Origin of the sequence: Streptomyces sp. NPDC008150, assembly GCF_042956945.1 — a bacterium.
Taxonomy (GTDB): Bacteria; Actinomycetota; Actinomycetes; order Streptomycetales; family Streptomycetaceae; genus Streptomyces.
Map to the genome: position 1 here is coordinate 290,050 of NZ_JBIBHJ010000003.1, position 25,846 is coordinate 315,895.

General features: G+C 68.5%; 21 protein-coding genes. 10 read left to right on the forward strand and 11 right to left on the reverse strand.

Annotated elements, in window-relative coordinates; all coding sequences use genetic code 11:
• Positions 1-21: 21 nt before the first annotated feature.
• The 8 genes from rnpA (at position 22) to ACFZA0_RS10660 (ending at position 6,805) form a co-directional block, all read left to right on the forward strand.
• Entirely contained in the window at positions 22-393 is a 372-nt protein-coding gene (gene rnpA / locus ACFZA0_RS10625) for a ribonuclease P protein component (protein ID WP_391014044.1), read from the forward strand.
• Positions 390-755: a membrane protein insertion efficiency factor YidD gene (gene yidD, locus ACFZA0_RS10630; protein WP_391014046.1), complete on the forward strand. Its 366-nt coding sequence runs from the start codon at positions 390-392 to the stop codon at positions 753-755. The genes rnpA and yidD overlap by 4 nt, the downstream gene beginning before the upstream one ends.
• Positions 756-758: 3 nt before the next feature.
• The gene (gene yidC, locus ACFZA0_RS10635; RefSeq protein WP_391014048.1) at positions 759-2,057 is read left to right on the forward strand and encodes a membrane protein insertase YidC; all 1,299 of its coding nucleotides are present in this window, start codon (positions 759-761) and stop codon (positions 2,055-2,057) included.
• A gap of 15 nt (positions 2,058-2,072) precedes the next feature.
• On the forward strand, positions 2,073-2,585 hold the full coding sequence (locus ACFZA0_RS10640; RefSeq protein ID WP_391014050.1) for a R3H domain-containing nucleic acid-binding protein: 513 nt from the start codon (positions 2,073-2,075) through the stop codon (positions 2,583-2,585).
• Positions 2,586-2,702: 117 nt separating this feature from the next.
• Positions 2,703-3,419, forward strand: coding sequence for a 16S rRNA (guanine(527)-N(7))-methyltransferase RsmG (rsmG, locus tag ACFZA0_RS10645; protein WP_391014051.1), 717 nt, complete (start codon positions 2,703-2,705; stop codon positions 3,417-3,419).
• Positions 3,420-3,730: 311 nt separating this feature from the next.
• Positions 3,731-4,804, forward strand: coding sequence for an AAA family ATPase (locus ACFZA0_RS10650; protein WP_391014425.1), 1,074 nt, complete (start codon positions 3,731-3,733; stop codon positions 4,802-4,804).
• Entirely contained in the window at positions 4,801-5,874 is a 1,074-nt protein-coding gene (locus tag ACFZA0_RS10655; RefSeq protein ID WP_391014053.1) for a ParB/RepB/Spo0J family partition protein, read from the forward strand. Before ACFZA0_RS10650 ends, ACFZA0_RS10655 begins: the two co-directional genes overlap by 4 nt.
• Positions 5,875-6,187: 313 nt before the next feature.
• Positions 6,188-6,805, forward strand: a complete 618-nt coding sequence (locus ACFZA0_RS10660; protein ID WP_391014056.1) for a GNAT family N-acetyltransferase — start codon at positions 6,188-6,190, stop codon at positions 6,803-6,805.
• 172 nt (positions 6,806-6,977) lie between these two features.
• On the opposite strand, the gene trxA is transcribed toward ACFZA0_RS10660, so the two are convergent.
• The 7 genes from trxA to ACFZA0_RS10695 form a co-directional block, all read right to left on the reverse strand.
• On the reverse strand, positions 6,978-7,310 hold the full coding sequence (trxA, locus tag ACFZA0_RS10665) for a thioredoxin (RefSeq protein ID WP_391014058.1): 333 nt from the start codon (positions 7,308-7,310) through the stop codon (positions 6,978-6,980).
• Positions 7,311-7,356: 46 nt separating this feature from the next.
• A complete protein-coding gene (trxB, locus tag ACFZA0_RS10670; RefSeq protein ID WP_391014060.1) occupies positions 7,357-8,328 on the reverse strand; it encodes a thioredoxin-disulfide reductase in 972 nt (323 codons plus the stop codon).
• A gap of 266 nt (positions 8,329-8,594) precedes the next feature.
• Positions 8,595-9,635, reverse strand: a complete 1,041-nt coding sequence (locus ACFZA0_RS10675) for a zf-HC2 domain-containing protein (protein ID WP_391014062.1) — start codon at positions 9,633-9,635, stop codon at positions 8,595-8,597.
• Positions 9,632-10,357: an RNA polymerase sigma factor SigM gene (gene sigM, locus ACFZA0_RS10680; protein ID WP_391014064.1), complete on the reverse strand. Its 726-nt coding sequence runs from the start codon at positions 10,355-10,357 to the stop codon at positions 9,632-9,634. Before sigM ends, ACFZA0_RS10675 begins: the two co-directional genes overlap by 4 nt.
• 25 nt (positions 10,358-10,382) lie before the next feature.
• Complete coding sequence (locus tag ACFZA0_RS10685) at positions 10,383-12,098, reverse strand: protein kinase family protein (RefSeq protein WP_391014065.1); 1,716 nt, start codon at positions 12,096-12,098, stop codon at positions 10,383-10,385.
• A gap of 117 nt (positions 12,099-12,215) precedes the next feature.
• Positions 12,216-14,639, reverse strand: coding sequence for a murein biosynthesis integral membrane protein MurJ (murJ, locus tag ACFZA0_RS10690; protein ID WP_391014067.1), 2,424 nt, complete (start codon positions 14,637-14,639; stop codon positions 12,216-12,218).
• A gap of 43 nt (positions 14,640-14,682) precedes the next feature.
• Positions 14,683-17,061 (reverse strand): DUF6049 family protein, encoded by a 2,379-nt coding sequence (locus tag ACFZA0_RS10695; RefSeq protein ID WP_391014068.1) that lies wholly within the window; start codon positions 17,059-17,061, stop codon positions 14,683-14,685.
• Between the two features lie 280 nt (positions 17,062-17,341).
• Between ACFZA0_RS10695 and ACFZA0_RS10700 the strand changes: the two genes are divergently transcribed.
• Entirely contained in the window at positions 17,342-18,781 is a 1,440-nt protein-coding gene (locus tag ACFZA0_RS10700) for a CCA tRNA nucleotidyltransferase (protein WP_391014070.1), read from the forward strand.
• 126 nt (positions 18,782-18,907) lie between these two features.
• Here ACFZA0_RS10700 and ACFZA0_RS10705 read toward each other — a convergent pair whose 3' ends face one another.
• The 4 genes from ACFZA0_RS10705 to ACFZA0_RS10720 all read right to left on the reverse strand — a co-directional run bounded on the left by ACFZA0_RS10705 (position 18,908) and on the right by ACFZA0_RS10720 (position 22,735).
• Positions 18,908-19,438 (reverse strand): hypothetical protein, encoded by a 531-nt coding sequence (locus ACFZA0_RS10705; RefSeq protein ID WP_391014072.1) that lies wholly within the window; start codon positions 19,436-19,438, stop codon positions 18,908-18,910.
• Between the two features lie 125 nt (positions 19,439-19,563).
• Complete coding sequence (locus ACFZA0_RS10710; RefSeq protein ID WP_391014074.1) at positions 19,564-20,826, reverse strand: MFS transporter; 1,263 nt, start codon at positions 20,824-20,826, stop codon at positions 19,564-19,566.
• Positions 20,827-20,924: 98 nt separating this feature from the next.
• On the reverse strand, positions 20,925-22,007 hold the full coding sequence (locus ACFZA0_RS10715) for an inositol-3-phosphate synthase (protein ID WP_391014076.1): 1,083 nt from the start codon (positions 22,005-22,007) through the stop codon (positions 20,925-20,927).
• Positions 22,008-22,051: 44 nt separating this feature from the next.
• Complete coding sequence (locus ACFZA0_RS10720; RefSeq protein WP_391014078.1) at positions 22,052-22,735, reverse strand: helix-turn-helix transcriptional regulator; 684 nt, start codon at positions 22,733-22,735, stop codon at positions 22,052-22,054.
• Between the two features lie 375 nt (positions 22,736-23,110).
• Between ACFZA0_RS10720 and ACFZA0_RS10725 the strand changes: the two genes are divergently transcribed.
• Positions 23,111-25,810: a transglycosylase domain-containing protein gene (locus ACFZA0_RS10725; protein ID WP_391014080.1), complete on the forward strand. Its 2,700-nt coding sequence runs from the start codon at positions 23,111-23,113 to the stop codon at positions 25,808-25,810.
• Positions 25,811-25,846: the final 36 nt, after the last annotated feature.

The following is a 25,846-nucleotide window of genomic DNA, read 5'->3' on the forward strand; positions in this document are numbered from 1 at the left end:
TCCCGATCAGGTCATGACGTCGTGCTGCCCACCGAAAACCGGCTGAGGCGGCGCGAGGACTTCGCGACCGCGGTACGACGAGGGCGCCGGGCCGGACGCCCCCTCCTCGTCGTCCACCTTCGAAGCGGTGTCACGGACCCGCACGTGCCGGGGGAGACTGCTCTCCCGACGCGTGCGGGTTTCGTCGTGAGCAAAGCCGTGGGCGGAGCGGTCGTGCGCAACACGGTCAAGCGCCGACTACGTCACCTCATGCGCGACAGGGTTGCCTCGCTGCCCCCCGGTAGCCTGGTAGTCGTACGAGCGCTGCCCGGAGCGGGCGACGCCGACCATGCACAGCTGGCCCAAGACCTGGACGCCGCACTACAGCGGCTGACGGGAGGGGGCGCGCGATGAAGTACCCGCTACTGGCGCTGATCAAGCTCTACCAGTGGACCATCAGTCCGTTGCTCGGACCGGTGTGCAAGTACTACCCGTCGTGCTCCCACTACGGCTACACGGCCATCGATCGTCACGGAGCCATCAAGGGCACCGCGCTCACCGCGTGGCGCATCCTGCGATGCAATCCGTGGTCGCTCGGCGGAGTGGACCACGTACCGCCCCGCAAGCGTCCGAGGTGGCACGAAAGGTTGCGCAGCGCCTGGCGTGCACGCAAGGGCGGGACCTCCGCCGCCGAAACGGCCATCGAGGGGAACGCAGCATCCGGTCTCCCCCCGAGCCCGGCCGCAGAGACCTCGTCCCATGCCCAAGGAGCATGATTAGTGGACACGATTGCCAGCTTCTTCAGCTTCATCACGACACCTGTCTCCTGGGTCATCGTCCAGTTCCACTCGGTGTACGGGGCGATCTTCGGCCCTGACACGGGTTGGGCCTGGGGCCTGTCGATCGTGTCTCTGGTGGTGCTGATCCGCATCTGCCTGGTCCCGCTCTTCGTGAAGCAGATCAAGGCGACCCGGGCCATGCAGACTCTGCAGCCCGAGATGAAGAAGATCCAGGAGCGCTACAAGAACGACAAGCAGCGCCAGTCCGAAGAGATGATGAAGATGTACAAGGAGGCGGGTACCAACCCGCTCTCCTCGTGCCTTCCCATCCTGGCGCAGTCGCCCTTCTTCTTCGCGCTGTACCACGTGCTCAACGCCATCGCGACGAACTCGAAGATCGGCGTCATCAACGACAGCCTGTTGGAGAGCGCGCGCAAGGCCCACATCTTCGGTGCCCCGCTCGCCGCGAAGTTCAAGGACAACGCCTCCACCCTCTCCGACCTCGGTGCCACCGTCACCGATGTGCGGGTCGTCACGGCGATCATGATCGTCCTGATGTCGGCGTCGCAGTTCTACACGCAGCGTCAGCTGATGACGAAGAACGTCGACATGTCCGTGAAGACGCCCTTCATGCAGCAGCAGAAGATGCTGATGTACGTCTTCCCGGTGATGTTCGCCGTCTTCGGCATCAACTTCCCCGTCGGTGTCCTCGTCTACTGGCTGACCACCAACGTGTGGACCATGGGCCAGCAGATGTACGTGATCCGCAACAACCCGACGCCCGGCAGCAAGGCGCAGGCCGCCTACCTGGAGCGTCTGCAGAAGCACGTCACGCACCACGAGAAGACGCGCAGCAGGCGGGAGCGCGGCATCGTCAAGGCGATCGTCGCCAAGGGGCGCGAGCGCAACGAGTACGAGCGCAAGTTCATGAACAGCCTCACCAAGGCCGGCCTCGCGGCGCAGCCCGACGGTTCCGTGGTGAAGGGCGAGGCCGTCGCCGCGACCACGACCGAAGAAGGCGTCACCGCGGCTCCGAAGCGGCAGCAGCCCAAGCGGCAGTCCAAGTCGCAGCGCCAGTCGGCCGTGCAGAGGCCCACGGACGAGGCGGTCACGGACCTGACCAAGTCCGAGCCCGAGCCCGAGGAGCCGCAGGACGCAGCGCCTGGCGGGGCGACGGAAGCCAAGGCCGCCCCCGCTGCCAAGAAGCCCGCCCCGAAGCCCGGGAACGGCACCCGGAGCAAGGCCCAGTCCGGACAGCGCAAGGGCCAGCAGCGGCCCAAGTCGCCGTCCAAGAAGTAAGAAGGAGTCCATCCCGTGACGGAAGGCACCATCTCCGCCGCCGCCGAGGGCGCGGACAGCCTGTCCCGCCTGGAGCAGGAGGGCGAGATCGCGGCCGACTACCTCGAGGGTCTGCTGGACATCGCCGACCTCGACGGTGACATCGACATGGATGTCGAGGCCGACCGGGCCTCGGTCTCGATCATCAGCGATGCCAACGCCCGCGACCTGCAGAAGCTGGTCGGGCGCGACGGTGAGGTGCTGGAGGCGCTCCAGGAGCTGACGCGGCTGGCCGTTCACCGGGAGACCGGCGACCGCAGCCGGCTGATGCTGGACATCGCCGGCTACCGCGCTCAGAAGCGTGCCGAGCTCTCCGAGCTGGGTGCCAAGGCGGCCGCCGACGCCAAGAGCAGCGGCGAGCCGGTCAAGCTGCGGCCCATGACCCCGTTCGAGCGCAAGGTCGTGCACGACGCGGTCAAGGCCGCCGGGCTCAGCAGCGAGTCGGAGGGCGAGGAGCCGCAGCGCTTCGTCGTCGTGCTTCCTGCCTGACCGGCCCTTCACGTTCCACGGCCCCGTCTGTTGAGCAGACGGGGCCGATCTTTGTCAGCCTGGTACTCCTGTGGTCTGCGCCCAATGCGCATGTGCGGTACGGAAGGACGGTCCCCCGTGACGGAGGCAGCGGAGATTCCCCCTGCGCCCGAGCAGGCACGCGAGGTGTTCGGCGATCGCTACGCGGACGCCGTGCGCTACGCCGAACTGCTCGCCGAGGCCGGCGTGCGGCGCGGCCTGATCGGCCCGCGCGAGGTCCCACGTCTCTGGGAGCGGCACCTGCTGAACTGCGCCGTCCTCTCCGAAGTGGTCCCCGAGGGGGTCATGGTGTGCGACGTCGGCTCCGGCGCGGGTCTGCCCGGCATTCCTTTGGCCCTGGTCCGGGACGACCTGAAGATCACCCTGCTGGAACCCCTGCTGCGTCGTACGACCTTCCTGACGGAGGCGGTCGAGCTGCTGGGCCTGGACCACGTCACGGTGGTGCGGGGCCGCGCCGAAGAGGTGATGGGCACCCTGCCGCCCGTCCACGTCGTGACCGCGCGAGCCGTCGCGCCTCTGGAGCGGCTGGCGACCTGGGGCATCCCTCTGCTGAGGCCCTACGGCGAGATGCTCGCCCTCAAGGGCGACACCGCGGAGGAGGAGCTGAAGACCGCCCACACGGCGCTGAGCAAGCTCGGAGCTGTGGGCACGTCGATCCTCCACGTGGGCGAGGGCGTCGTGGACCCGCTGTCCACCGTGGTGCGCGTCGAGGTCGGCGAGAGTCCGGGTGGAGTGAGGTTCGCCGCCAAGCGCGCCAAGGCCGCCCGCACGGGGCGTACGCGACGTCGTCGCTGAGCGGGGTCTGACGGCACCTCGTACTCCACACAAGGACCCAAAGCCGCGTGGGCCGGAGTGTCGCGGCCGCTCGGGCTCCGGCTCTCGGCATCGTGTTTCACGTGAAACGTCGCTCACTGCTGCACGGCATCCTCGATCGCGGACGCACCGCGGCCGAACCCCGCGACCGGAAGCCTCTGGGATCACTCGGATCCCGGGGGCCTCAACGTTCCCGAACCGGCTCCATGTCCCCCGTTGCGGGCACGGAGTTGTCCACAGAGGTGGAATTCTCCACAGAACGACAGGCCTCACTGGTTCACGACCCTGAAGGCATGGGAGGCTCTGTTCATAGCGAGCCTGAAGTCGAGGAGAGTGAATCCTTGCGGTCCGACGCCAACATCGCGGGACCGATGACCGATCCGGTCCCCGGTCCCCGTACCGAGTCGATGGGGGAGGATGTTTCACGTGAAACACCACCCCCGATGGACGACACACCGATTGGTCGTGCCGCCCAACTGGCGGTCGAGGCCCTCGACCGCGCCGGTGAGGGCCTGCCACGGCCCGAGCGAACGCGCGTCATGGTGGTCGCCAACCAGAAGGGCGGCGTAGGCAAGACCACCACGACCGTCAACCTTGCCGCGTCACTGGCACTGCACGGCAGTCGCGTCCTGGTGATCGACCTGGACCCTCAGGGCAATGCGTCCACGGCGCTGGGGATCGACCATCACGCCGATGTGCCTTCCATCTACGACGTATTGGTCGAGAGCAAGCCGCTCTCGGACGTCGTCCAGCCCGTCCCGGACGTGGAGGGTCTCTTCTGCGCCCCCGCCACGATCGATCTCGCCGGCGCGGAGATCGAGCTGGTGTCCCTGGTTGCCCGGGAGAGCCGTCTTGAGAGAGCCATCCAGGCCTACGAGCAGCCGCTGGACTACGTCCTCATCGACTGCCCGCCCTCTTTGGGTCTACTGACGGTCAACGCACTGGTTGCCGGGCAGGAAGTCCTGATCCCGATTCAGTGCGAGTACTACGCGCTTGAGGGCCTGGGGCAGTTGCTCCGCAACGTCGAACTGGTCCGCGGGCACCTCAACCCCGCCCTCCACGTCTCGACGATCCTGCTCACCATGTACGACGGCCGCACACGGCTGGCGTCCCAGGTGGCCGAAGAGGTGCGAACCCACTTCGGCAAGGAGGTGCTGCGGACGAGCATTCCGCGGTCGGTGCGCATCTCCGAGGCGCCGAGTTACGGACAGACGGTCCTGACCTACGATCCAGGATCGAGTGGTGCGCTCTCCTACCTGGAAGCGGCGCGAGAGATCGCATTGCGAGGCGCCGGCATCGTCTACGACGGGCCGAACGCCCACATCGGTTCACAGAATGACCAGAGCATGGTGGAGGGGATCCAGTGAGTGAGCGACGTAGGGGGCTGGGCAAAGGTCTTGAGGCGCTGATTCCTGGCTCTTCGACCGGCGGGAGGGCAGCCGCTCTGGGCGGCAGTACGGCGACGGCGCCCCATCCCGGTCTGACGACCGGCCGAAGCGTGGCCGCTGCCTCGCTGGGCATCCTGCCGCCTGCTCCCCGGGAGCCCGAGGAGCAGGACCGGGAGCCGGCCGGGCCCGCCCTCGCGGCTTCGGAACGTGCGTACTTCGCCGAGCTGCCCATCGACTCCATCAAGCCGAACCCGCGCCAGCCGCGCTCGGTGTTCGACGAGGACGCACTGGCGGAACTCATCACCTCTGTCAAAGAGGTCGGTCTCCTCCAGCCGGTCGTCGTGCGCCAGGTCGCCGGGGACGAATTCGAACTGGTCATGGGTGAGCGTCGTTGGCGTGCCTGCACCCAGGCCGGCCTGAAGGTCATCCCGGCGATCGTGCGGGCCACCGAGGACGACAAGCTCCTTCTTGACGCCCTTCTGGAGAACCTGCACCGGTCGCAGCTCAACCCGTTGGAAGAGGCCGCGGCCTACGACCAGTTGCTGACGGACTTCAACTGCACGCACGATCAGCTGGCCGACCGCATCGGACGTTCGCGCCCGCAGGTCTCCAACACGCTGAGGCTGCTCAAGCTCCCGCCGCAGGTGCAGAAGAAGGTCGCCGCAGGCGTCCTCTCCGCCGGGCACGCGCGTGCGCTCCTCTCCGTCGACGACCCGGAGGAGCAGGAGCGGCTCGCGAAGCGCATCGTCGCCGAGGGCCTGTCCGTGCGCGCGGTCGAGGAGATCGTGCATCTCATGGTGCCCCGGACGAAGGCCGTCCAGCCGAAGGGGCCGCGGCCGGGTTCCCGGTTCCCTGCGCTCAGTGATCTCGCCACCCGTCTCTCGGATCGCTTCGAGACGGTGGTGAAGGTCGACATCGGTCAGAAGAAGGGCAAGATCACGGTTGAGTTCGCCTCCGTGGAGGACCTCGACCGCATCCTCAGCTCCCTCGCCCCGGGGGAGAAGCCCGTTCTCCAGCAGAGTCTCCTGGACGCCGATCAGGAGGACTGACGCCACACGGAAACGGTGACGGCAGGGCCAGGGTGGGCCACGTACGGGACTCCGTACGTGGCCCACCCTTTGCTGTCTGCCGGTGTCGAGGCAACCCCATCGTGGATACGATGCCTTGAGTTACGGCGTATCGACCGACCGGCAGGACCTCTTGGGGGAGGCGGGCCATGCGAACGGTGAGCCGTCCAGGACTTGTGGGTGCGGGCCTGGGACTGGGGATCGTGGGCGGGTTCATCGGCAGCCTGCTCAGGGAACGGGATGTTCTGACCGCCTTCTGCGACGTTGAGGGCGAAGGAAACGAGGAACAGGCTTCATGGGCCGTCGGCTCGTACCGCTCACGCTGGACAACCTTCAGGACCTTCCCAGCCGCTGTCGTGCGTGCGTCTTCTGGGAGCTTGACCCGGTCAGCGGTGAAGCAGCGGTAAACGGGGGGACGTCCGCGGCGGAGAAGGAAGCCTGGATCTCCGCCGTCCTGCTGGACTGGGGATCGTGCGGCCGGGTTGTGTACGTCGACGACGTCCCGGTGGGCTTCGTGCTCTACGCGCCCCCGGCCTACGTGCCGCGGTCCACAGCTTTTCCCACGAGCCCCGTCTCCCCCGACGCCGTGCAGCTGATGACCGCGTTCATCCTGCCCGAATACCAGGGGCAAGGTCTCGGCAGGGTCATGGTCCAGACGGTCGCCAAGGATCTGCTGCGGCGGAACTTCAAGGCCATCGAGGCGTTCGGTGACGCCCGGTGGCAGGAGCCGGCCTGCATGCTGCCGGCTGACCATCTGTTGGCAGTGGGCTTCAAGACCGTCCGCTCCCACCCCACACACCCGCGCATGCGGCTGGAACTGCGCACCACGCTCTCCTGGAAGGAAGACGTGGAGATGGCGTTGGACCGGCTCCTGGGAGCCGTGCAGAAGGACCCGGTGCTGCGGCCGCTGTGACGTCTGTGCGCGGACACGCGGCGACGTGAGCCTCCGGCTGCCCGCAACAAGAAAGTGGGCCGACCCTCACGGGTCGGCCCACTCATGTTTCACGTGAAACATCGTCTTGTGTGAGTGCCGCTCTCGCCAGCCGGCGCCCCGACGCTGCCGCCGATCACCCGGCGGCGCGACGTCATTCGGCGATGAACTCCTCAAGGTCGCGAACGATCGCGGCCTTCGGCTTGGCGCCGACGATGGTCTTGGCGACCTCGCCACCCTGGTAGACGTTCAGGGTCGGGATGGACATGACGCCGTACTTGGCGGCGATCTCCGGGTTCTCGTCAATGTTCAGCTTGACGATCTCGATCTTCTCGCCGTACTCGGCGGCGATGGCCTCGAGGGACGGGGCGATCTGACGGCACGGTCCGCACCAGGCGGCCCAGAAGTCCACCAGGACGGGCTTGTCGTTCTTCAGCACGTCCTGCTCGAAAGACGCGTCGGTTACGTTCTTCAGGGTGCCGGCCACGGCGGGGCTCCTTAGCTGATGTGGTGCGGTGGGAAGGGTGGGGAAGTCAGACGGCGGTCTTCTCCGGCTCGGCCTGCTGCTCCGAGTCGGCGAGGGCGGCGAGGAAGCGCTCGGCGTCCAGCGCGGCCGAACAGCCAGTACCGGCAGCCGTGATGGCCTGACGGTAGGTGTGGTCGACCACGTCGCCGGCGCCGAAGACACCGGTCAGGTTGGTCCGGGTGCTGGGCGCCTCGACCTTCAGGTAGCCCTCTTCGTCCAGGTCCAGCTGACCCTTGAAGAGCTCGGTACGAGGGTCGTGTCCGATGGCGATGAACAGACCCGTCACCGGAAGCGACGAAAACTCGCCGGTCTTCAGGTTGCGGAGCTGGAGGCCGGACAGCTTCGGGTCGCCCTGGATCTCCGCCACCTCGCTGTCCCACACGAACTTGATCTTCGGGTCGGCGATGGCGCGCTCCTGCATCGCCTTGGAGGCGCGCAGGGTGTCCCGCCGGTGGACGATGGTGACCGACTTGGCGAAGCGCGAAAGGAAGGTGGCCTCCTCCATCGCGGTGTCGCCACCACCGATGACGGCGATGTCCTGGTCCTTGAAGAAGAAGCCGTCACAGGTGGCACACCACGAGACGCCACGACCGGAGAGCGTGTCCTCGTTCGGCAGGCCCAGCTTGCGGTGCTGCGAGCCCGTCGTCACGATGACGGCCTTCGCCCGGTGCACCGTGCCGCTCGTGTCCGTGACGGTCTTGATCTCACCGGTCAGGTCGACGGCGACCACGTCGTCCGGGATCAGCTCGGCACCGAAGCGCTCCGCCTGGGCACGCATGTTGTCCATGAGCTCGGGGCCCATGATGCCTTCCTGGAAGCCGGGGAAGTTCTCGACCTCGGTGGTGTTCATCAGGGCGCCGCCCGCTGTGACGGCACCTTCGAACACCAACGGCTTCAGCGAGGCGCGCGCGGTGTAGAGCGCCGCCGTGTAGCCGGCGGGCCCGGAGCCGATGATGATCACATTGCGGACGTCACTCACGGCTTGATTCCTCGTCTCTGGACTGCGTCGTACGACCGGTGGGAGGCCCTTCCAGGACCCTCACACCACCCAACGGATCCTAAGGGGCATGCATTCCCTGCGGACCCACGCACACGGCGGGGCCCCTCACTGTAAGTGCCCCGGACTCCTGGAAAGGTTCCGGCGGGACGGCGCGCGGTCGAACAGCACGACAGTCAGGGGGCCCAACAGCCGTTGAGGACAAGGCCCTACAGCCGCCTGGCAACGTGCTGGGCCCGACAACGAGCTCAGGGGCGGGCGTAGGACTGCTTCAGCAGAACCTTGCCGGGCGTGAGCGTGTGGTCCGTCACGCAGGTCGCGTCCACCACGTACGCCACGACACGGGACCGGTCCGAGGCATCCGGGAGGACGACCAGATACGCCTCGTCGCCGTTGTAGGTGCCGGGTGCGGCGCCCAGGGCGTCGTCGTCCTGGCTGAGACCCAGCCTTATGCAGTCCGGGACGACGACGGACGGCTGGAGCTTGGTCTGCGGGTTCTCCGCCACCCCCGGCGAGTTGGCCGCGTCGTCGTCCGGGCCGTCGGGATCCGCCTTCCCGCCCTGCTGCCCGGTGAGCAGGTCGGTGACCTGATTCTCCAGTTCGTTCTTGGAGAAGGCGTCCACAGTGCTGCTCGGCACGGTCTTCGCTCCGGAGTCCGCGGAGGAGGACGACGCGCCCCCCGGACTGTTCTCCACCAACTCGAACATCAACCCGCCGGCGCCGACGACGGCGACCGTCAGGAGGGCGCCCAGGACGGCGGACCTGCGTCGGCCGTCGAGCCTGCGCCTCTTCCGCCCCGGCCCGGTAAAGAGGGACGGACGCCTCACGGGCCGGCTCGGCCGGTCCGACGCCGGTGATCCGGGGGAGGAGAAGCCGGCAGCGCTGGAGGCCTCCGGGGCCGATGTTTCACGTGAAACTTCGTCGGCTTCAGCGGCGGCGTCGGGGGTCGGGACGGAATCGGCTGCCGTGTCCGCGTCCGTACCGGCGGAGGACCCGCCGTCCTCGTCGCCCTCTGCCGGGAGGCCGGTGCTCAGCAACGCCTCCGTCGCGAGGGCGGCGTCGATCCGGGTCACCACGTCGTCCGGCATGCGCGCCGCATCGCCCACACCCGGCAGAGTGCCGAGCAGCCCGCGGATCTCTTCCAGCGCGGCGTGGACGTCCGCACAGTCCGGACACTCGGCCAGATGCCGTCGCACGTCCGAAGTCCGCGTCGTGGGGAGAAGGCCCTCGGCGAGATCGGAGATCTCCGAGACGTCCGGGTGCCCGGTCGTGTCCGTCCCTGATGTCATGCTCGCCCACCTCCACCCTTCACAGCAGCTGGATCGTCCGGTCCCGGGTCGCGGGTGCCGATGTCTCTGGGACCCGCCGCCGGTGGGACGGACGGGCCCCGTGACCGGTTCCGTGAGATGCCCGGCGGCCCCGTTTCGTCGATTGCTTCCGGCCGCAGATGGCGCAGCAGGGGGAGGAGCCTGGCTCTCCCCCTCGCGCAACGGCTCTTCACCGTTCCGACCGGGACGTCGAGGATCCGGGCCGCCTCGGCGACCGGATAGCCCTGCATGTCGACCAGGACGAGCGCGGCACGCTGGTCCGGCGGCAGCGTCCCGAGAGCGGCGATGAGTTCCCGGTGGAGATCGTTGCGCTCGGCGGGTGCCGAGGCCGATTCCTGCGGTTCGAGGAGCTGCTCCAGCCGTTCGGTGTCGTCGACCGGGGACGTTCTGCGCGTGGCGGCCTTGCGGACGCGGTCGAGGCAGGCGTTCACGGTGATCCGGTGCAGCCAGGTCGTGACGGCCGACTGCCCGCGGAAGGTGTGGGCCGCCCGGTAGGCGGAAACGAAGGCGTCCTGGACCGCGTCGGCGGCTTCCTCACGGTCCCTCAAGGTGTGCAGCGCGACGGCCCAGAGCCGGTCACGGTGGCGCCGCACGATCTCACCGAAGGCGTCGGGATCTCCGTGCACGTGGCGGGTGAGGAGGTCCTCGTCGCTGGTGCTCCCGAAACCGCTGTCTTCCGCCATCGCCCCCTCCCCCTCCGGTGAGACGTCAGCCCGTGAACTTCACGTCCGTGATCGCCTGCCGATAGCCCGCGTCACTGGAGTACTGGTCGCCGGGCGCGTACGGAACCGCGGTCAGCCAGACGAGCACGTAGCGGGTCTTGACCGGCTTCTTCGCTGTGATCTTCAGGGCGTTGCCGCTCGTCGACGCCTCCGCGATCTTCGTCATCGAGTCGAGCGACGCGGACGAGGACAGGGAGTCGGTGGCGTACAGCGCGGCCGTCGTGTGGTCGCCGCTGTAGTACAGCCCTATCGACGCCGTCGACAGGTCCTGCGTGGCCCCGAGGTCGTAGACGATGCCGACCCCCTGCTTGAAGGGGGCGAGCGTCGGACCGGCCCTGTAGGTGTACGTGCGCCAGTAGGTGGAGCTGTCGTCGTCGTACGTCAGGCCCACGTCGCCGGGGTGCTGTGGCTTCCCGTCGGGGTAGTACTCGGCGGCGCCCTTGATCGTCAGGTTGTGGACCGGCTTCAGCGCGTCGTTGTTCTTGTCGTTGGTGTCCGTCGTCTGCGTCTGCTCGGTGTTCTCGGACGAGCCGTGGTCCATCAGGGCGTCGGCGAGCTGCCAGCTGCCGAGCCCGAGGGCCGCGATGAGGAGCGCGGAGACGGCCCACTTCAGCACCTTGCCGGTACGGCTCTGCAACGGCGGGGGCGGGGTGGGGACCGCCGTCGCGCCGGCGCCGGGCGAAGGGCGCCCGTACGTGCCCTGCTGGTACGTCGTGCGCTGGTACTCGGGCGGTGCGGTGAACACGGGCTCCGGGGGCCGGATGCGGGGCATCTCGGCGACGGCGCGCACCAGTTCCTCCGGGGTGGTGCACGGCGACTCGTGGCGCGAGGCGGTGGCCCCGTCGTTCGCGAGGGCCCGCATGGCCAGCTCGGACAGACCGCGGTGGACGTTCGCCCGGACCTGGTCGGGCGGGAGGAGCCCGACGTCCTTGGGAAGCCCGCTCAGCCCGAAGGCGTCGTTCTCGTAGGGCCAGCGGTGCGTGAGCGAGGCGTACAGCAGCGCGCCGATCGCCTCGGTGTCGGTGCGCTGGGGGGTGTCGGAGCTGATGCCGCGCAGCGCCGCGTTCACGGCGAGACCGCGGACGCGCCACTGGCCGGTCGACGTCCGCAGGACGGCGTTCGGGTTCAGCCGCAGGTGCGCGAGCCCCTCACGGTGCGCGGCGGCCATGGCGGAGGAGAGCTGGCTCACCATCTGGTAGGCCTCGTGCACCTCCAGCGGCCCCGAGGCGAGGAGCGTGGTCAGTTCCGTCGCGTCGGGCAGCCACTCGTGCACGACGTAGACGAGGTCGTTCTCCTCGACGGCGTCCAGCACCTGCACGAAGCGCGGATCGCCCAGCAGGGCCGAGGAACGGGCCGCGGCGAGCACGACACGGGCCCGCACGTGGTCGGCGGGCAGAACATGGATTCCGACGGCGCGACGCAGCTTCTCGTCGACCGCACGCCAACTGCTGAATCCGTCCAGACGGGTGACGCACTCCTCGAGGCGGTAGCGCCTGGCGAGCTTGTGGCCGCTGTGCAGCTCCGGAGCCGAGGTCCTGCCGCGCCCCTCGACCTCCGGGCTCCCCTGTGCCTCGTCGCTTTCCGTGTCCCGCTCCCGGTTCTGGGCCACCCCGTCGGCCGTGGACTGGTCCGCCTTCGCGGTCAGCGGTTCGTCACCGCTGTTGTCTGCCACGTCGACGGCAGCCGTGCTCCGTTCCGCCACCGTCGTCCCTGCCTCCCCATCCGTTCACGCTGTCCGACGCCGAGACCAATTGTGCCCACACTCCGTCGTTCTGCACGACACACGGCGACGGACGATGGTTGTGCGCCTACCCCTTCGTCAGCGCCCCAGACGCCCGCGCACCATGCCCACGAGCGAGTTGAGCTCCTCGATGCGCATGCGGCGGGCGGCCACGTAGAAGACTCCCAGCAGCACGATGCCGCCGATCACCAGTGCCGCGAACGACGCGCCGACACCCTGGCCGAGGGTGTGGCCGACGCCGTAGCAGGCGAGCCCGCTCAGCACGGCGGCCGGGACGGACGCGATGCACAGGCGGGCGTACGAGCGCAGGACGCGGGGGCCGTCGAGGTCGCCGTTCAGACGCTTGCGCAGCCTGCTCCAGGCCACCCCGACGCCGATCGCGTAGGCGATGCCGTACGACGCCGCCATGCCCACCACGGCCCAGCGGGAGGGAAGGACGAAGAAGCAGACCGCCGAGGCGCCGGCGTTGACCGCGGCCACGATGACCGTGTTGTAGAAGGGGGTGCGGGTGTCCTCGTAGGCGTAGAAGGCGCGGAGGACGACGTACTGCACCGAGTAGGGGATCAGGCCGAGGCCGAACGCCATCAGCATGAAGCCCATGTTGGTGGCCTCGCTGGTGCCCGAGGTGCCGAAGATCAGCGTGCACATCGGAATGCCGAGCGACAGGAACCCGAAGGCGATCGGCACGATCGCGACGGCCGTGGTCCGCAACCCCTGGGAGATGTCGTCCCGCACGGCGCCCGTGTCGTTCTCGGCGGCCGAGCGGGAGATCCGCGGCAGCAGGGCGGCCATCAGAGAAACGGTGATGATCGCCTGCGGCAGGCCCCAGATGAGCTGGGCGTTGGCGTAGGCGGCGAAGCCGGTGCCGTCGACGGGGGAGTCCTTGCCCGCGGCCGTGGAGAGCTGGGTGACGACGATCGCGCCGGCCTGGTTGGCGAGCACGAACAGCACGGTCCACTTGGCCAGGGTGGCCGCCTTGCCGAGGCCGTGGCCCTTCCAGTCGAAGCGCAGCCGCAGCCGGAAGCCGGTCTCCCGCAGGTACGGGATCATCGCGAGCGCCTGGACGACCAGGCCCAGCAGGATGCCGACGCCCAGGAGCCGCTGGCCCTCCGGCGGGATGTTCGTGACCTTCATGCCGGAGTCGGCGGAGGTGCCGTAGACCCAGATGAACAGGCCGAGCGTGACGATGATGACGATGTTGTTCAGGACCGGCGTCCACATCATCGCGCCGAACTTCCCGCGCGCGTTGAGGACCTGGCCCATCACGACGTGGATGCCCATGAAGAAGATCGAGGGCAGGAAGTAGCGCACGAAGGTGACGCCGACCTCGTTGGCCGCCGGGTCGCTCGCGACCGGGTTGGACAGCAGGCGGATGAGCAGCGGGGCCGCGAGGATCGCGAGGATCGTGAGCCCGCCGAGCGCCACCATCACGAGGGTCAGGAGGCGGTTGGCGTAGGCCTCGCCGCCGTCCTCGTCGTCCTTCATGGAGCGCACGAGCTGGGGCACGAAGACCGAGTTGAGGCCGCCGCCGACGGTCAGGATGTAGATCATCGTCGGCAGCTGGTACGCGACCTGGAAGGTGTCGCCGAGCAGGCCGACACCGAGCGCCGAGACGATCAGGGCCGAGCGGACGAAGCCGGTGAGGCGGGACACCATCGTGCCCGCGGCCATGACGGCACTCGACTTGAGCAGTCCCGTCGCCTTGCCGCCCTTCTTCGCCGCGGGTGCGGGTGCGGGTGCGGCGGCCGGGGGCGGAACGGGAGCCCCGCCCGCCGGCACGGCCGCCGGGTACTGCGCGTACGGAGCCTGCTGACCGTACGGGCCGCCCTGCTGTTGTCCGTACGGGGCCTGCTGGGCGTACTGGCCCTGCTGGGCGGTCTCCTGCCCGTACCGGTTGTACTGCGCGTGCTGTTGCTGCCCGTACTGGCCGTCGGGACCGGGCACGTCGGCCGGAGCGGGCGCCGGACCCGGCACGCCGGGGGTGCCGGGCTGCAGCGTGGCAGCGCCGCCCGACGGACCGGCCGGCGGGCGGCCGCCCTGCTGCTGGTCGCGGAAGAGGTACGCGAACGCGTCCGGTTCCGGCTGCTGCTCGCCTGCCTGGCTGACCAGGTCGTCGACGCCCACGAACTGCGTCGTCCGCGGATCGTCGCCGTACGGCAGGTACTGCGTCGGCCCCTCCGGCTCGGGGGCCGGGGTCTGGGCCCACACGCGGGGGTCCGGGGCGTACGGCTGCTGCTGTTGCGGCTGGGAGTACAGGGGAGGCTGCGGCTGGTAGGTGCCCGGCGGCGGCGGAGGATGCGACGCGCGGTCGTAGAGCGCCTCGGTCACCGGGTCCTGTCCGGCGAGGTCCTGCCCGCGGTACGGATCCTGGTCGTAGGCATCCTGGAGGTACATGTCCGCGGGTTGCTGCGGCGGTGTCTCGCCGGGCTCCGGCGGCGGGCCCTCGGGGTACCCCGAGCTGCCCGCGGCCTGGCCGCGGTCACCGTCGTACGGCGCGTTCATGGTTACCCCACCTCATCGTCCCGGGCCGACCGGCCACGACATCTCAACGGTCCACTCTCTCACCCGTCCCGGACGGGTCGGTGCTTTCCGCTGCGGTGTCCGGTGTCGGGTCACTCGGGTGCTGCGGGTCGTCGGTCTCCGGGCTCTGCGGGAGACGGCCGTCGGGGCCCTCGGGCCCTTCGGGTCCGTCCTGCGTCCCGTCGGTCTCGTCCGGTCCGCCGTCCTCGGCGTCACGGGCCGCCGCGCGCTTGCGCTGTGTGTACATCCGGAAGCCGGCCAGGACAAGCAGCAGGACGCCGCCGCCGATGACCAGCATCACCGTGGGGGTGATCTCGGTGACCTTCACGTCGAACGTGACGGCCGATCCGTAGGCCTGTCCGTCCTGCGTGTACAGCTGGGCCACCACGGTCGCCCGGCCGTTGGCGTTCGCGGAGGTGGTGAACTTCACCGAGGAGCTGTGGCCGCCGGAGACGGCCACCGGCTGCTCGGAGTATGCCTTACCGCCGATCTTCAGGCGGGTGGGGCTGGTCGACGTCAGCCGCAGCACCAGGTTGTGGACGCCCTGGACGAGGTTGTTCTGCACGGTGACGGGGATAGTGGCGCTGCGGCCGGAGAGCTTGGTCTCCGACTTCTTGATCAGCTTCACCTGGTCGGCGAGGTCGTCGACGTAGGCCTCGACCCCCGTCCGGAAGGTCTCGGCCTGGGCGGGCCGGCCCCGCCACGACGTGGACATCTCGCGGTTTATGGCCCGTCCGAAGGGCGTCACCACGCGGGACTGGTTCGTCAGGACGACCTGGAAGTTGTCGAGCTTGCCCTGGGTCTCGGCGATCTGCTCGAAGGCCGACTTGGGCAACTGGTTCTTGCGCAGCGACGAGGGGTACTCCGACGCGGACGGGACACGCGTGGTGGCCTCCGGGTCGGGCTTGGCCTTCGCCGCGGCGCCGAGCTCCTGGGACTGCGACCAGTTGCTGCTCTGCAGCGCGGTGATCGCCTCGGCCATGGCCTGGGCCTGGCTGCCGGTGGGCATGCGCTGCGGGGCGACGACGACGCTGCGCTGCTTGTCCGTCTGGAGGTCGAGTTCCAGGCTCTGGGCGAGGAACTTCTGCACCGCCAGGGTGGAGGAGCCGGATTTCGTCATGTCGGTGTCGAACGCCGTGGACATCCGGGCGTCCGCCACGACCGCCGTGTTGCCACCGCCGATGGGGCGGGCGGCGGACGGGGTGTAGGACAGCCCCCCGGTCTCCGCCAGGCTGTCGCTGCGTGCGATGACCTTGTCGGCGCCGGCGGAGGTCGCCACCTTGACGATCGAGGGGTCGACCGCCCCGTCCACGGGCCACGCGAAGTCGGTGTCGGGCTGGACGTGCAGCACGGTCTCCACCGTGGAGGCGGCGACGTCGGTGGCGTCCTTGAGGTGTGCGAGGGAGCCGGCGACGCCGGTGCCGTTGTGGGCCAGGGAGGCGATGTCGGGATCCGCGAACGGGAGGGCGACGACCTCCTTGTCGGCGACCGCCTTCTGCAGCGCGGCGAGCCACTTCTTGGCGACCGCCTGGTGCGTGCCCGCCGTGACCGTGCCGCTCTCGTCCTGGACCTTGTAGCTGCCGGTCATGGCGTCGACGGAGGCCAGCAGGTCCGGGTCGAGGACCCAGGTGACGTCGAGGTCCTTGCCCAGCGACAGCATGTGGTCCAGGCGTCCGCCCGGGGAGATCTCCTTCGCCAGGTCGTCGTTGCGGAAGACCGGGGTCTGCTGCTCGTTCGACCCCGTCTCGGCGGTCACGTGGACCGTGGAGATGAGCGGCCAGAGGAAGGTGGTCTTCGTCCGGGTGTCCGCCTCGTCCGGCTGCCACGGAAGGAACGTGCGCTGGATGCCGAGCACCTGGTCCCAGGGCTGGGCGGCGGTCTGGCCGGTCACGGCGACGGCGAACTGGTAGACACCGCTGTCCCCCAGGTCCAGCTTGTCGACCGGGACGGAGATGCTGAACCGCTCGCCGACGCCGGGCGCGAGCTTCGCGAACTTCTCCACGTACTTGCCGCCGACCTGGGTGCCGTCGGCACCCAGCGTGAACGAGGTCCGCTCGGCCGCGCTGTCGATCGCCGACCTGGTGTCCAGCTCGGGGCCGACGCGCAGGTCCACGCGGGAGCCGGTGACCGCCTGCTTGCCCTTGTTGGTCACGGTCCCGGTGACGGTGATCGTGTCGCCGTCCGTCGGGGCGCTGGGGCTGAGGGAGTCGAGGCTGACAGCGACCGTGGACGATCCCGAGACGGCCTTCGCCGCCGTCGGCGCGGCCGCGTCCGCCTGCGCCGCAGCGGGCGACTGGAACAGACCCGCCAGCAGGGGCGCCGCGGCCATCAGCGCCCCGGTGCGCCGCAGCCACCGGCGGGCAGGTGAGGCACTGGTCCCCTGGAAGTCTGCCGCCTCGGCCACGCGCTCGCCCGTCCCTCGTCGTCAGTGGTCGTCGGAATGTGCGTCCACGCATGGTAACGAGGTGCGCTGAGAGGAAGTGCCGCGGACCGGGTCACAAGATCGTGGATCACCGTCCGCGCGACCCCTATGTATGCCTATCCGAGGGAGCGCACACGAAGGTCTCAAGAGCTGCTCTTGTACGGGTATGCAGGGTGGTGTCCCGGCGCGGAGGCGGGCGGCGGCCCCACCGGTCCCTCCGCCCGGCGACGGCGGGCACCCGGGCCACGTACCCTTTTCTGTTGTGCCGAACGCCAACGAAGACACCTCCACTGCCCCCGGTCGACCGCGTCACGCGGCGGACCAGCCGCTGTCGGTGGTCCCCGTCGCCGACGACCTCGCCCGCCTGTTCCGGGCGGCCGGGTTCCGCCTCGCCCTGGTCGGCGGTTCGGTCCGGGACGCGCTGCTCGGCCGGCTCGGCAACGACCTCGACTTCACGACCGACGCGCGCCCTCAGGACGTCCTGAAGATCGTGCGGCCGTGGGCCGATGCCGTATGGGAGGTCGGGATCGCCTTCGGTACGGTCGGGGCCCAGAAGGACGGTTACCAGATCGAGGTCACCACCTACCGGTCCGAGGCCTACGACCGTTCCTCGCGCAAGCCCGAGGTCTCCTACGGCGACACCATCGAGGAAGACCTCGTCCGGCGCGACTTCACCGTGAACGCCATGGCTCTCGCTCTGCCGGAGAAGACGTTCATCGACCCGCACGGCGGGCTCGACGACCTCGCGGCCCGCGTGCTGCGCACCCCGGGCACCCCCGAGAGCTCGTTCTCCGACGATCCGCTGCGGATGATGAGGGCGGCACGGTTCGCCGCCCAGCTCGACTTCGAGGTCTCCCCCGATGTCGTCACCGCCATGACGGAGATGGCGGACCGGATCGACATCGTCTCCGCCGAGCGGGTGCGGGACGAGTTGAACAAGCTGATCCTCTCCGAACACCCGCGCAAGGGCCTGACGCTCCTCGTGGACACCGGGCTCGCGGACCGGGTGCTGCCCGAGCTGCCGGCCCTGAGGCTGGAGAGCGACGAGCACCACCGGCACAAGGACGTCTACGAACACACGCTGATCGTGCTGGAGCAGGCGATCGCGCTGGAGGAGGACGGCCCCGACCTGACGCTGCGCCTCGCCGCCCTCCTGCACGACATCGGCAAGCCCCGCACGCGGCGCTTCGAGTCGGACGGCCGGGTCTCGTTCCACCACCACGAGGTGGTCGGCGCGAAGATGACCAAGAAGCGGATGACCGGGCTCAAGTACTCCAACGAGCTGGTGAAGGACGTCTCGCGTCTGGTCGAACTCCACCTGCGTTTCCATGGCTACGGCACCGGCGACTGGACGGATTCGGCCGTGCGCCGGTACGTCCGGGACGCGGGCCCGCTGCTCGGCCGCCTGCACAAGCTCACCCGGTCCGACTGCACGACGCGCAACAAGCGCAGGGCGGCCGCTCTCTCGCATGCTTACGACGGCCTGGAGGAGCGCATTGTCCGCCTTCAGGAACAGGAGGAGCTGGATTCGATCCGCCCGGATCTCGACGGCAACCAGATCATGGAGGTGCTGGACGTCGGTCCCGGGCCGGCAGTCGGCAACGCGTACAAGTTCCTGCTGGAACTCCGTCTGGAGAACGGGCCCATGGAGCACGAGGCTGTGGTGACGGCTCTCAAGGAGTGGTGGTCCCAGCAGGGGTGACCCCCGGCGTTCGCGGGCGGGGTCATGTTTCACGTGAAACATGACCCCGCCCGCGAGGGTGGCACATCGGGACAGAATGGAGGGGCGTTGTTTCACGTGAAACAACGCCCCTCCTTGCTGTCTGCCCTACTTGTCCTTCAGGCAGAGCAGGAAGTTGTCGCCGTCGCCGGTCTCCGTGTACGTGTACTGGTAGTCCTTGGCTTTCGCGGTGCACTTGATGTCGGCAGACGACTGCGTGAAGCTGCCCTTGATCTTGGCCAGGACGGTGTACTGGGCCTTCGCGGAGCCGCAGTCCACGACCTCAAGGTCCGGGTCGGTGTCGCTGCTGTTGCCGCGGTGCATGCAGTCGCCCACGGAGGCGGTTTTCGCGTCGTCACGGCTGGCTATGTAGCCGCCGATGGCGAAACCGGCCACGATGACGACGATGATGATGCTTCGGATCAGCTTCCAGTTCTTGCGCTTCGGCTGCTGCGGCGGCACCGGCGAGTAGGGCGCGGCGGCCTGCTGCGGGAAGCCGGGCTGACCGGGGGCCTGCGGGTAGCCGGGCTGCTGAGGGAAGCCCTGCTGCGGAGGGTAGGGGGCCTGGCCGGGCACCTGGTCGTAGGGCTGCTGGCCCTGGGCGTACGGATTCTGGCCCTGAGGCGGCGGAGTAGTCACTTGGGGTCCCCCCGTGAACGGATGTGCGTGTGTCGCGGACACGTCGTTAGTAAGACGCACGTAAATTACCTGGCCGCTGAGACAGTGGGACGGCCTGTCAGCCCTCTGTGGCGTTGATGTGACACTTACCGCCGAGCAAACCGGGCCATAGCGGCAGCAACTGCCGCGTAGAGAAGCGAAATCGTAACCACGACGGTTACTGAGCGTCCGTCAGGCGGCAGCAGAAGGGCGGCCATGGCGGCAGCACCCACGAAAGCGACGTTGAACAGCACGTCGTAGAGGGAGAAGACCCGACCCCGGAAGCCGTCGTCCACCGCGAACTGCACGACCGTGTCCGTCGCGATCTTCGCGGCCTGGGTGACGAGTCCCAGCACGAACGCGGCAGCCAGCATGGGGACTTCGGCCAGCGTGATGCCGAGTACGAGCTCCAGGACGGCGCCCGCCGCGGCGCACAGGGCGATCCACCGCCCGGGACCCAGCCGCCGTACTCCCGAGGGGGTCACCAGAGCGGCGACGAAGAAGCCCGCGCCGGACAGGCCCAGCGCCAGGCCCAGCAGAGCGAGGCCTTGGTCCGTGCCGGACGACCACGCGTAGCGGCACAGCATGAGCAGCAGGACGGTCAGCGCCCCGTAGCAGAACCGCAGCACGGTCATGGACGCCAACGACACGGCGGCTTCCCGGCGTTGGGGGCCGGCGAGGTACCGGACACCCGCCGCGAGCCCGCGGGCGGTGCTCGCCAGCGCCGACCCCAACTCCGTTCGCAGGGAGGCCACGTCGGGTCCGAGGGAATCCCGGGCGATGCGCAGCGACACGAGGGCGCCGCAGAGGTACAGGGCGGCGCCGAGGACCACGACGGCGGCGTCCGAGTCCGAGACGACGAGCCGCACCAGGAACGCCAGACCGCCGCCCGCCGTGGCGGCGAGCGTACCGGCGGTGGGGGAGAGGGAGTTGGCGACGACCAGGCGGTCGCCGTCGACCACGTGCGGGAGCGCGGCGGAGAGTCCGGCCAGGACGAAGCGGTTGACCGCGGTGACGCACAGCGCGGACACGTAGAACAGCCAGGACGGCACGTCGCTCACCATCAGCACGGCGGTGACGGCTGCCATCGAGGCGCGCAGGAGATTGCCGTACAGGAGGACCTGACGGCGCCGCCAGCGGTCGAGCAGCACGCCGGCGAAGGGGCCGACGAGCGAGTACGGGAGCAGCAGGACCGCCATGGCGGAGGCGATCGAGGCCGCCGAGGTCTGCTTCTCGGGCGAGAAGACGACATAGGTGGCGAGCCCGACCTGGTAGACGCCGTCGGCGCCCTGGGACAGCAGTCGTACGGAGAGCAGGCGTCCGAACGCGCGGGAGGACATGAGGACCCGCAGGTCACGGAGGACGGCCATGGTCAACAGCCTCACATACGGGCTCGGACGCACGTGAAGGGTCCCCGGCGTGAACCGGGGACCCTTCACGTGGTGTCAAGCAGTCACGCAGCCGAGCGTCAGCGCTCGACCTCGCCCTTGATGAACTTCTCGACGTTGGCGTAGGCCTGGTCGTCGAAGTACTGGACCGGCGGCGACTTCATGAAGTAGCTCGACGCGGAGAGGATCGGGCCGCCGATGCCGCGGTCCTTGGCGATCTTCGCGGCGCGCAGGGCGTCGATGATGACACCCGCGGAGTTCGGGGAGTCCCAGACCTCGAGCTTGTACTCCAGGTTCAGCGGGACGTCGCCGAACGCGCGGCCCTCGAGGCGCACGTAGGCCCACTTGCGGTCGTCGAGCCACTGCACGTAGTCCGACGGACCGATGTGGACGTTCTTCTCGCCCAGGTCGCGGTCGGGGATCTGCGAGGTGACGGCCTGCGTCTTCGAGATCTTCTTCGACTCGAGGCGGTCGCGCTCCAGCATGTTCTTGAAGTCCATGTTGCCGCCGACGTTGAGCTGCATGGTGCGCTCAAGACGGACACCGCGGTCCTCGAACAGCTTCGCCATCACGCGGTGCGTGATGGTGGCGCCGACCTGCGACTTGATGTCGTCGCCGACGATCGGGACGCCCGCCTCGGTGAACTTGTCGGCCCACTCCTTGGTGCCGGCGATGAAGACCGGAAGGGCGTTGACGAAGGCGACCTTGGCGTCGATGGCGCACTGGGCGTAGAACTTCGCCGCGTCCTCGGAACCGACGGGCAGGTAGCAGATCAGAACGTCGACCTGCTTGTCCTTGAGGACCTGGACGACGTCGACCGGAGCCTCGGCGGACTCCTCGATGGTCATGCGGTAGTACTTGCCGAGACCGTCGAGCGTGTGACCACGCTGAACCGTGACGCCCTTGTTCGGGACGTCGCAGATCTTGATGGTGTTGTTCTCGCTCGCGCCGATGGCGTCGGAGAGGTCGAGGCCGACCTTCTTCGCGTCGACGTCGAACGCGGCGACGAACTCGACGTCACCGACGTGGTAGTCGCCGAACTGCACGTGCATCAGACCCGGGACCTTGGACGCCGGATCGGCATCCTTGTAGTACTCGACGCCCTGCACCAGCGATGCGGCGCAGTTGCCCACGCCGACGATGGCTACGCGAACCGAACCCATTCCGGTTGCTCCCTGTGTGTACTCGGTGAAGCCCTGACGGGACTTCACGTGGCGGTGTCCTCGGGCGTATCCGGCCGGGAAGGATCCCGGTGCCGGGGCAGGCCGCCCGTTGCTCCAGATGTGGTGTCCTGCTGAGCGGTGCCCCCGTTGGCGGACCCCAAGAGGTACCGCCCGGCCCGCTCGCTCTCGATGAGCTCGTTCAGCCAGCGCACTTCGCGCTCCACGGATTCCATGCCGTGGCGCTGGAGCTCAAGGGTGTAGTCGTCGAGGCGCTCCCGGGTGCGCGCCAAGGAGGAGCGCATCTTCTCCAGGCGCTCCTCCAGCCGGCTGCGGCGGCCCTCCAGTACGCGCATGCGTACATCGCGCGACGTCTGCCCGAAGAAGGCGAAACGAGCGGCGAAGTGTTCGTCCTCGTACGCGTCCGGGCCCGTCTGCGAGAGCAGTTCCTCGAAGTGTTCCTTACCTTCCGCCGTCAACCGGTAGACGATTTTGGCGCGACGCCCCGCAAGCGGAGCGGACAGGGCGTCCTCGTGGGTGTTCCCGGGTTCCTCGATCAACCAGCCGTTGGTGACCAGCGTCTTGAGGCAGGGATAGAGCGTCCCGTAGCTGAAGGCACGGAACACACCCAGCGACGTATTGAGTCGTTTGCGCAGCTCGTAGCCGTGCATCGGGGATTCGCGGAGCAGACCGAGGACGGCGAACTCAAGGATTCCGGAACGCCGGCTCATGGTCGCCTCCTCTCTGCCGCGAACGTGCCCCGAAGGGCCTTATGCCGTGCTGATGTATCGACTCGATACATCAGCACGATAGAACGGCGACCCGGTTGCGACAAGAGGGAAAACGGTGAACGGCGTCACATCACCGATTCGTAGGAAGCAAGTTGCCCTATTTGGGGTGAACTTAAGGACTAGGAGGGTTTTGACGGTGCGTAGTCTGTGCGCCATGCAGACCGCCGGGAACCGAGTGACTCCTGGACACGTCCTGGTCCTCGGTGCGGTACGGGTGAATACGAGCACGACCGAATCCGTACTTCGGGGGGACCGGAAACCAGCCGCCGTTTCCAGGCGCGCACGGGTGCGCCTGCCCGAGGAGTAAATCGTTCGATGAGCGAGCACCGTCGCAAACCGCCGCAGCCGCAGGGAGGCGGACGTGCCGCGGCCCGACGCGGCCAGTCCGGTGCGTCGTCCTCCGGTCGCCGTGCGGCGCCACGAGGCGCCAGCGGATCTCCGTCCGACCCCTATGGGACGGGTTCCCAGGAGTCGGGCTCCTTCGAGCCCCAGGACGACGCACGCCCCTACGAGGGTCGCGCCGCGGCCCGACGGGCGCAGCGCACCGGGAGCAGCCGACGCAGAGGGGCGGACAACGGCCCCGACAGGCGCGGCGATCCGAGTGGCTCGGGGCCCGGTCGCGGCCGTGGTCGTGCGGCCGCCCCGGGCAAGAAGCGGTTGATCGACTACCCGCGGGCCGGCAAGTACGGCGCCGCTCGCTGGGTGCCGTCGTGGAAGCTGGTCACGGGTCTGTTCATCGGCTTCATGGGAAGCATGGTGGCGATCGCCGGCGTCGGGTACGCGTTGGTGAGCGTGCCCGAGGTCGCCAAGACGGCCCAGGCGCAGAACAACGTCTTCTACTGGGCGGACGGCACCGAGATGGTGTCGACCGGTGGTGAGACGAACCGTCAGATCATCAACTACGACCAGATCCCCAAGGCGATGCGGTACGCCGTCATCTCGCAGGAGAACAAGACCTTCGAGACCGACAGCGGCATCGACCCGAAGGGCATCGCGCGCGCCCTCTTCAACATGGCGCGCGGTGGCGAGACCCAGGGTGGTTCCACCATCACCCAGCAGTACGTCAAGAACGCGATGCTGGACGACCAGTCGCAGACCATCTCCCGCAAGTTCAAGGAGATCTTCGTCTCGATCAAGGTGGGCGCCACGGTCCCCAAGGACCAGATCATGGCGGGCTACCTGAACTCGGCCTACTACGGGCGGAGCGCGTACGGCATCCAGGCGGCGGCGCGGGCGTACTTCAACAAGGACGCCATAGACCTGAACCCGGGCGAGTGCGCGTTCCTGTCGGCGATGCTCAAGGGCGCCACCTACTACGACCCGGCGGGTGCCGTCTCGCTCGACACTTCGGCCACCGCGCTTGCCAACCAGAAGCGGGCCCTGGCCCAGATGCAGGACACCCTGGACAAGGAGGTCGAGTACGGCCACCTGTCCGCGACGGAGCGTGCCAAGTACACGAAGCTCCCCAAGTGGCAGAACCCGCGCTCGAACTCGGACCTGCGGGGGCAGGTCGGCTACCTCGTCGACCTGGCCAAGGCGTACGTGGTCAACAACACGAAGATCAGCGCCAACGACTTCCAGCAGGGCGGCTACTCGGTCTACACGACCTTCGACAAGAAGAAGGTCAACGCGCTCGCCGCGTCGGTGCAGAAGGTCGAGAAGGCCAACATCGATCCCAAGAAGCGCCCGGACACCGACAAGTACGTCCAGTTCGGCGGTGCCTCGGTGGACCCGAAGACCGGTGCCATCAAGGCCATCTACGGCGGCGACGACGCCACCAAGCACTTCACCGACAACGCCGACCAGACCGGCGCCCAGGTGGGTTCGACCTTCAAGCCCTTCGTTCTCGCGGCCGCGATGGAGTGGGGTGTGCGGGATCCGGACGGTACCCCGAACCAGTCGCAGGACGAACGCACCATCGCGTCGTCCAAGAGTCTGTACAGCGGCAAGAACAAGACCAAGATCAAGAACTACGACGGGACCGTCTGGACGGACAAGGACGGCAAGGAGTGGCTCCAGACCAACGACGGCAGTGAGAACGTCGGTACCGCGCCGGACTACAAGATCAGCCTGCGTGAGGCCATGCGACTGTCCGTCAACTCCGCCTATGTGCAGCTCGGCATGGACGTCGGCCTGGACAAGGTGAAGCAGTCGGCGCTCTCCGCGGGCATCCTGGAAGGCAGCCTGGCGAGTTCCGCGTTCCCCTCGTTCTCCATCGGTACGTCCGACCCGAGTGCGATCCGTATGGCGGGCGCGTACGCCACGTTCGCCGCGAGCGGCAAGCAGAACGACCCGTACTCGGTCACCAAGGTGACCAGCAAGGACGGGACGGTCTTCACCCACAAGGCCAATACCAAGGACGCGTACAGCTCCGCCGTCGCCGACAACGTCACCGACGTGCTGCGCACCGTCGTCGACAAGGGCACCGGTACCTCGGCGAAGCTCACGGGCCGTGAGGTGGCGGGCAAGACGGGTACCACGGACGGCAACAAGTCCGCCTGGTTCGTCGGGTACACGCCGCAGCTGTCGACGTCGATCGGCATGTTCCGCATGGACGACAACGAGTCCAACAAGAACCGCACGTTCCTCCAGATGTACGGAACGGGCAACCAGAAGAAGATCCACGGTGCTTCGTTCCCGGCCGAGATCTGGCACGACTACATGGAGACCGCGCTGAAGGGCTCTCCGGTGGAGAAGTTCCCGACGCCCGAGCCCATCGGCAAGACGCTCAACGACACCCCGAGCCCGACGCCGACCCCGACGCCGAGCGAGACCGTGTCGGCCACCCCGACGCCGACCACCCCGACGCCCACCATGACGACGACCAGCCCCACGCCCACCGAGAGCACGAGCTGCGGCGTCTTCGACTGGAACTGCGGTGACGACGACGGTGGCACGGACACGGGCGGCACGACCGACGGCGGCGCCTCGTCGACACCGTCGGCCACCGAGTCGACCGGAAGCGGCAGCACCAGAGGTAATGAGAACGGCAACATCTTCGGAGGCAACGGGTAGCCCGCAGGGCGTCCCACGAGGCTGTTTCACGTGAAA

Bases quoted from the DNA above. Each gene is read 5' to 3' on its own strand.
- ACFZA0_RS10660 (WP_391014056.1), top strand. From the start codon at position 6,188: ATGGGCCGTCGGCTCGTACCGCTCACGCTGGACAACCTTCAGGACCTT.
- ACFZA0_RS10725 (WP_391014080.1), top strand. From the start codon at position 23,111: ATGAGCGAGCACCGTCGCAAACCGCCGCAGCCGCAGGGAGGCGGACGT.
- sigM (WP_391014064.1), bottom strand. From the start codon at position 10,357: ATGGCGGAAGACAGCGGTTTCGGGAGCACCAGCGACGAGGACCTCCTC.
- yidD (WP_391014046.1), top strand. From the start codon at position 390: ATGAAGTACCCGCTACTGGCGCTGATCAAGCTCTACCAGTGGACCATC.
- ACFZA0_RS10715 (WP_391014076.1), bottom strand. From the start codon at position 22,007: ATGGGTTCGGTTCGCGTAGCCATCGTCGGCGTGGGCAACTGCGCCGCA.
- ACFZA0_RS10675 (WP_391014062.1), bottom strand. From the start codon at position 9,635: ATGACATCAGGGACGGACACGACCGGGCACCCGGACGTCTCGGAGATC.
- ACFZA0_RS10720 (WP_391014078.1), bottom strand. From the start codon at position 22,735: ATGAGCCGGCGTTCCGGAATCCTTGAGTTCGCCGTCCTCGGTCTGCTC.
- ACFZA0_RS10650 (WP_391014425.1), top strand. From the start codon at position 3,731: ATGGGAGGCTCTGTTCATAGCGAGCCTGAAGTCGAGGAGAGTGAATCC.
- murJ (WP_391014067.1), bottom strand. From the start codon at position 14,639: ATGAACGCGCCGTACGACGGTGACCGCGGCCAGGCCGCGGGCAGCTCG.
- ACFZA0_RS10710 (WP_391014074.1), bottom strand. From the start codon at position 20,826: ATGGCCGTCCTCCGTGACCTGCGGGTCCTCATGTCCTCCCGCGCGTTC.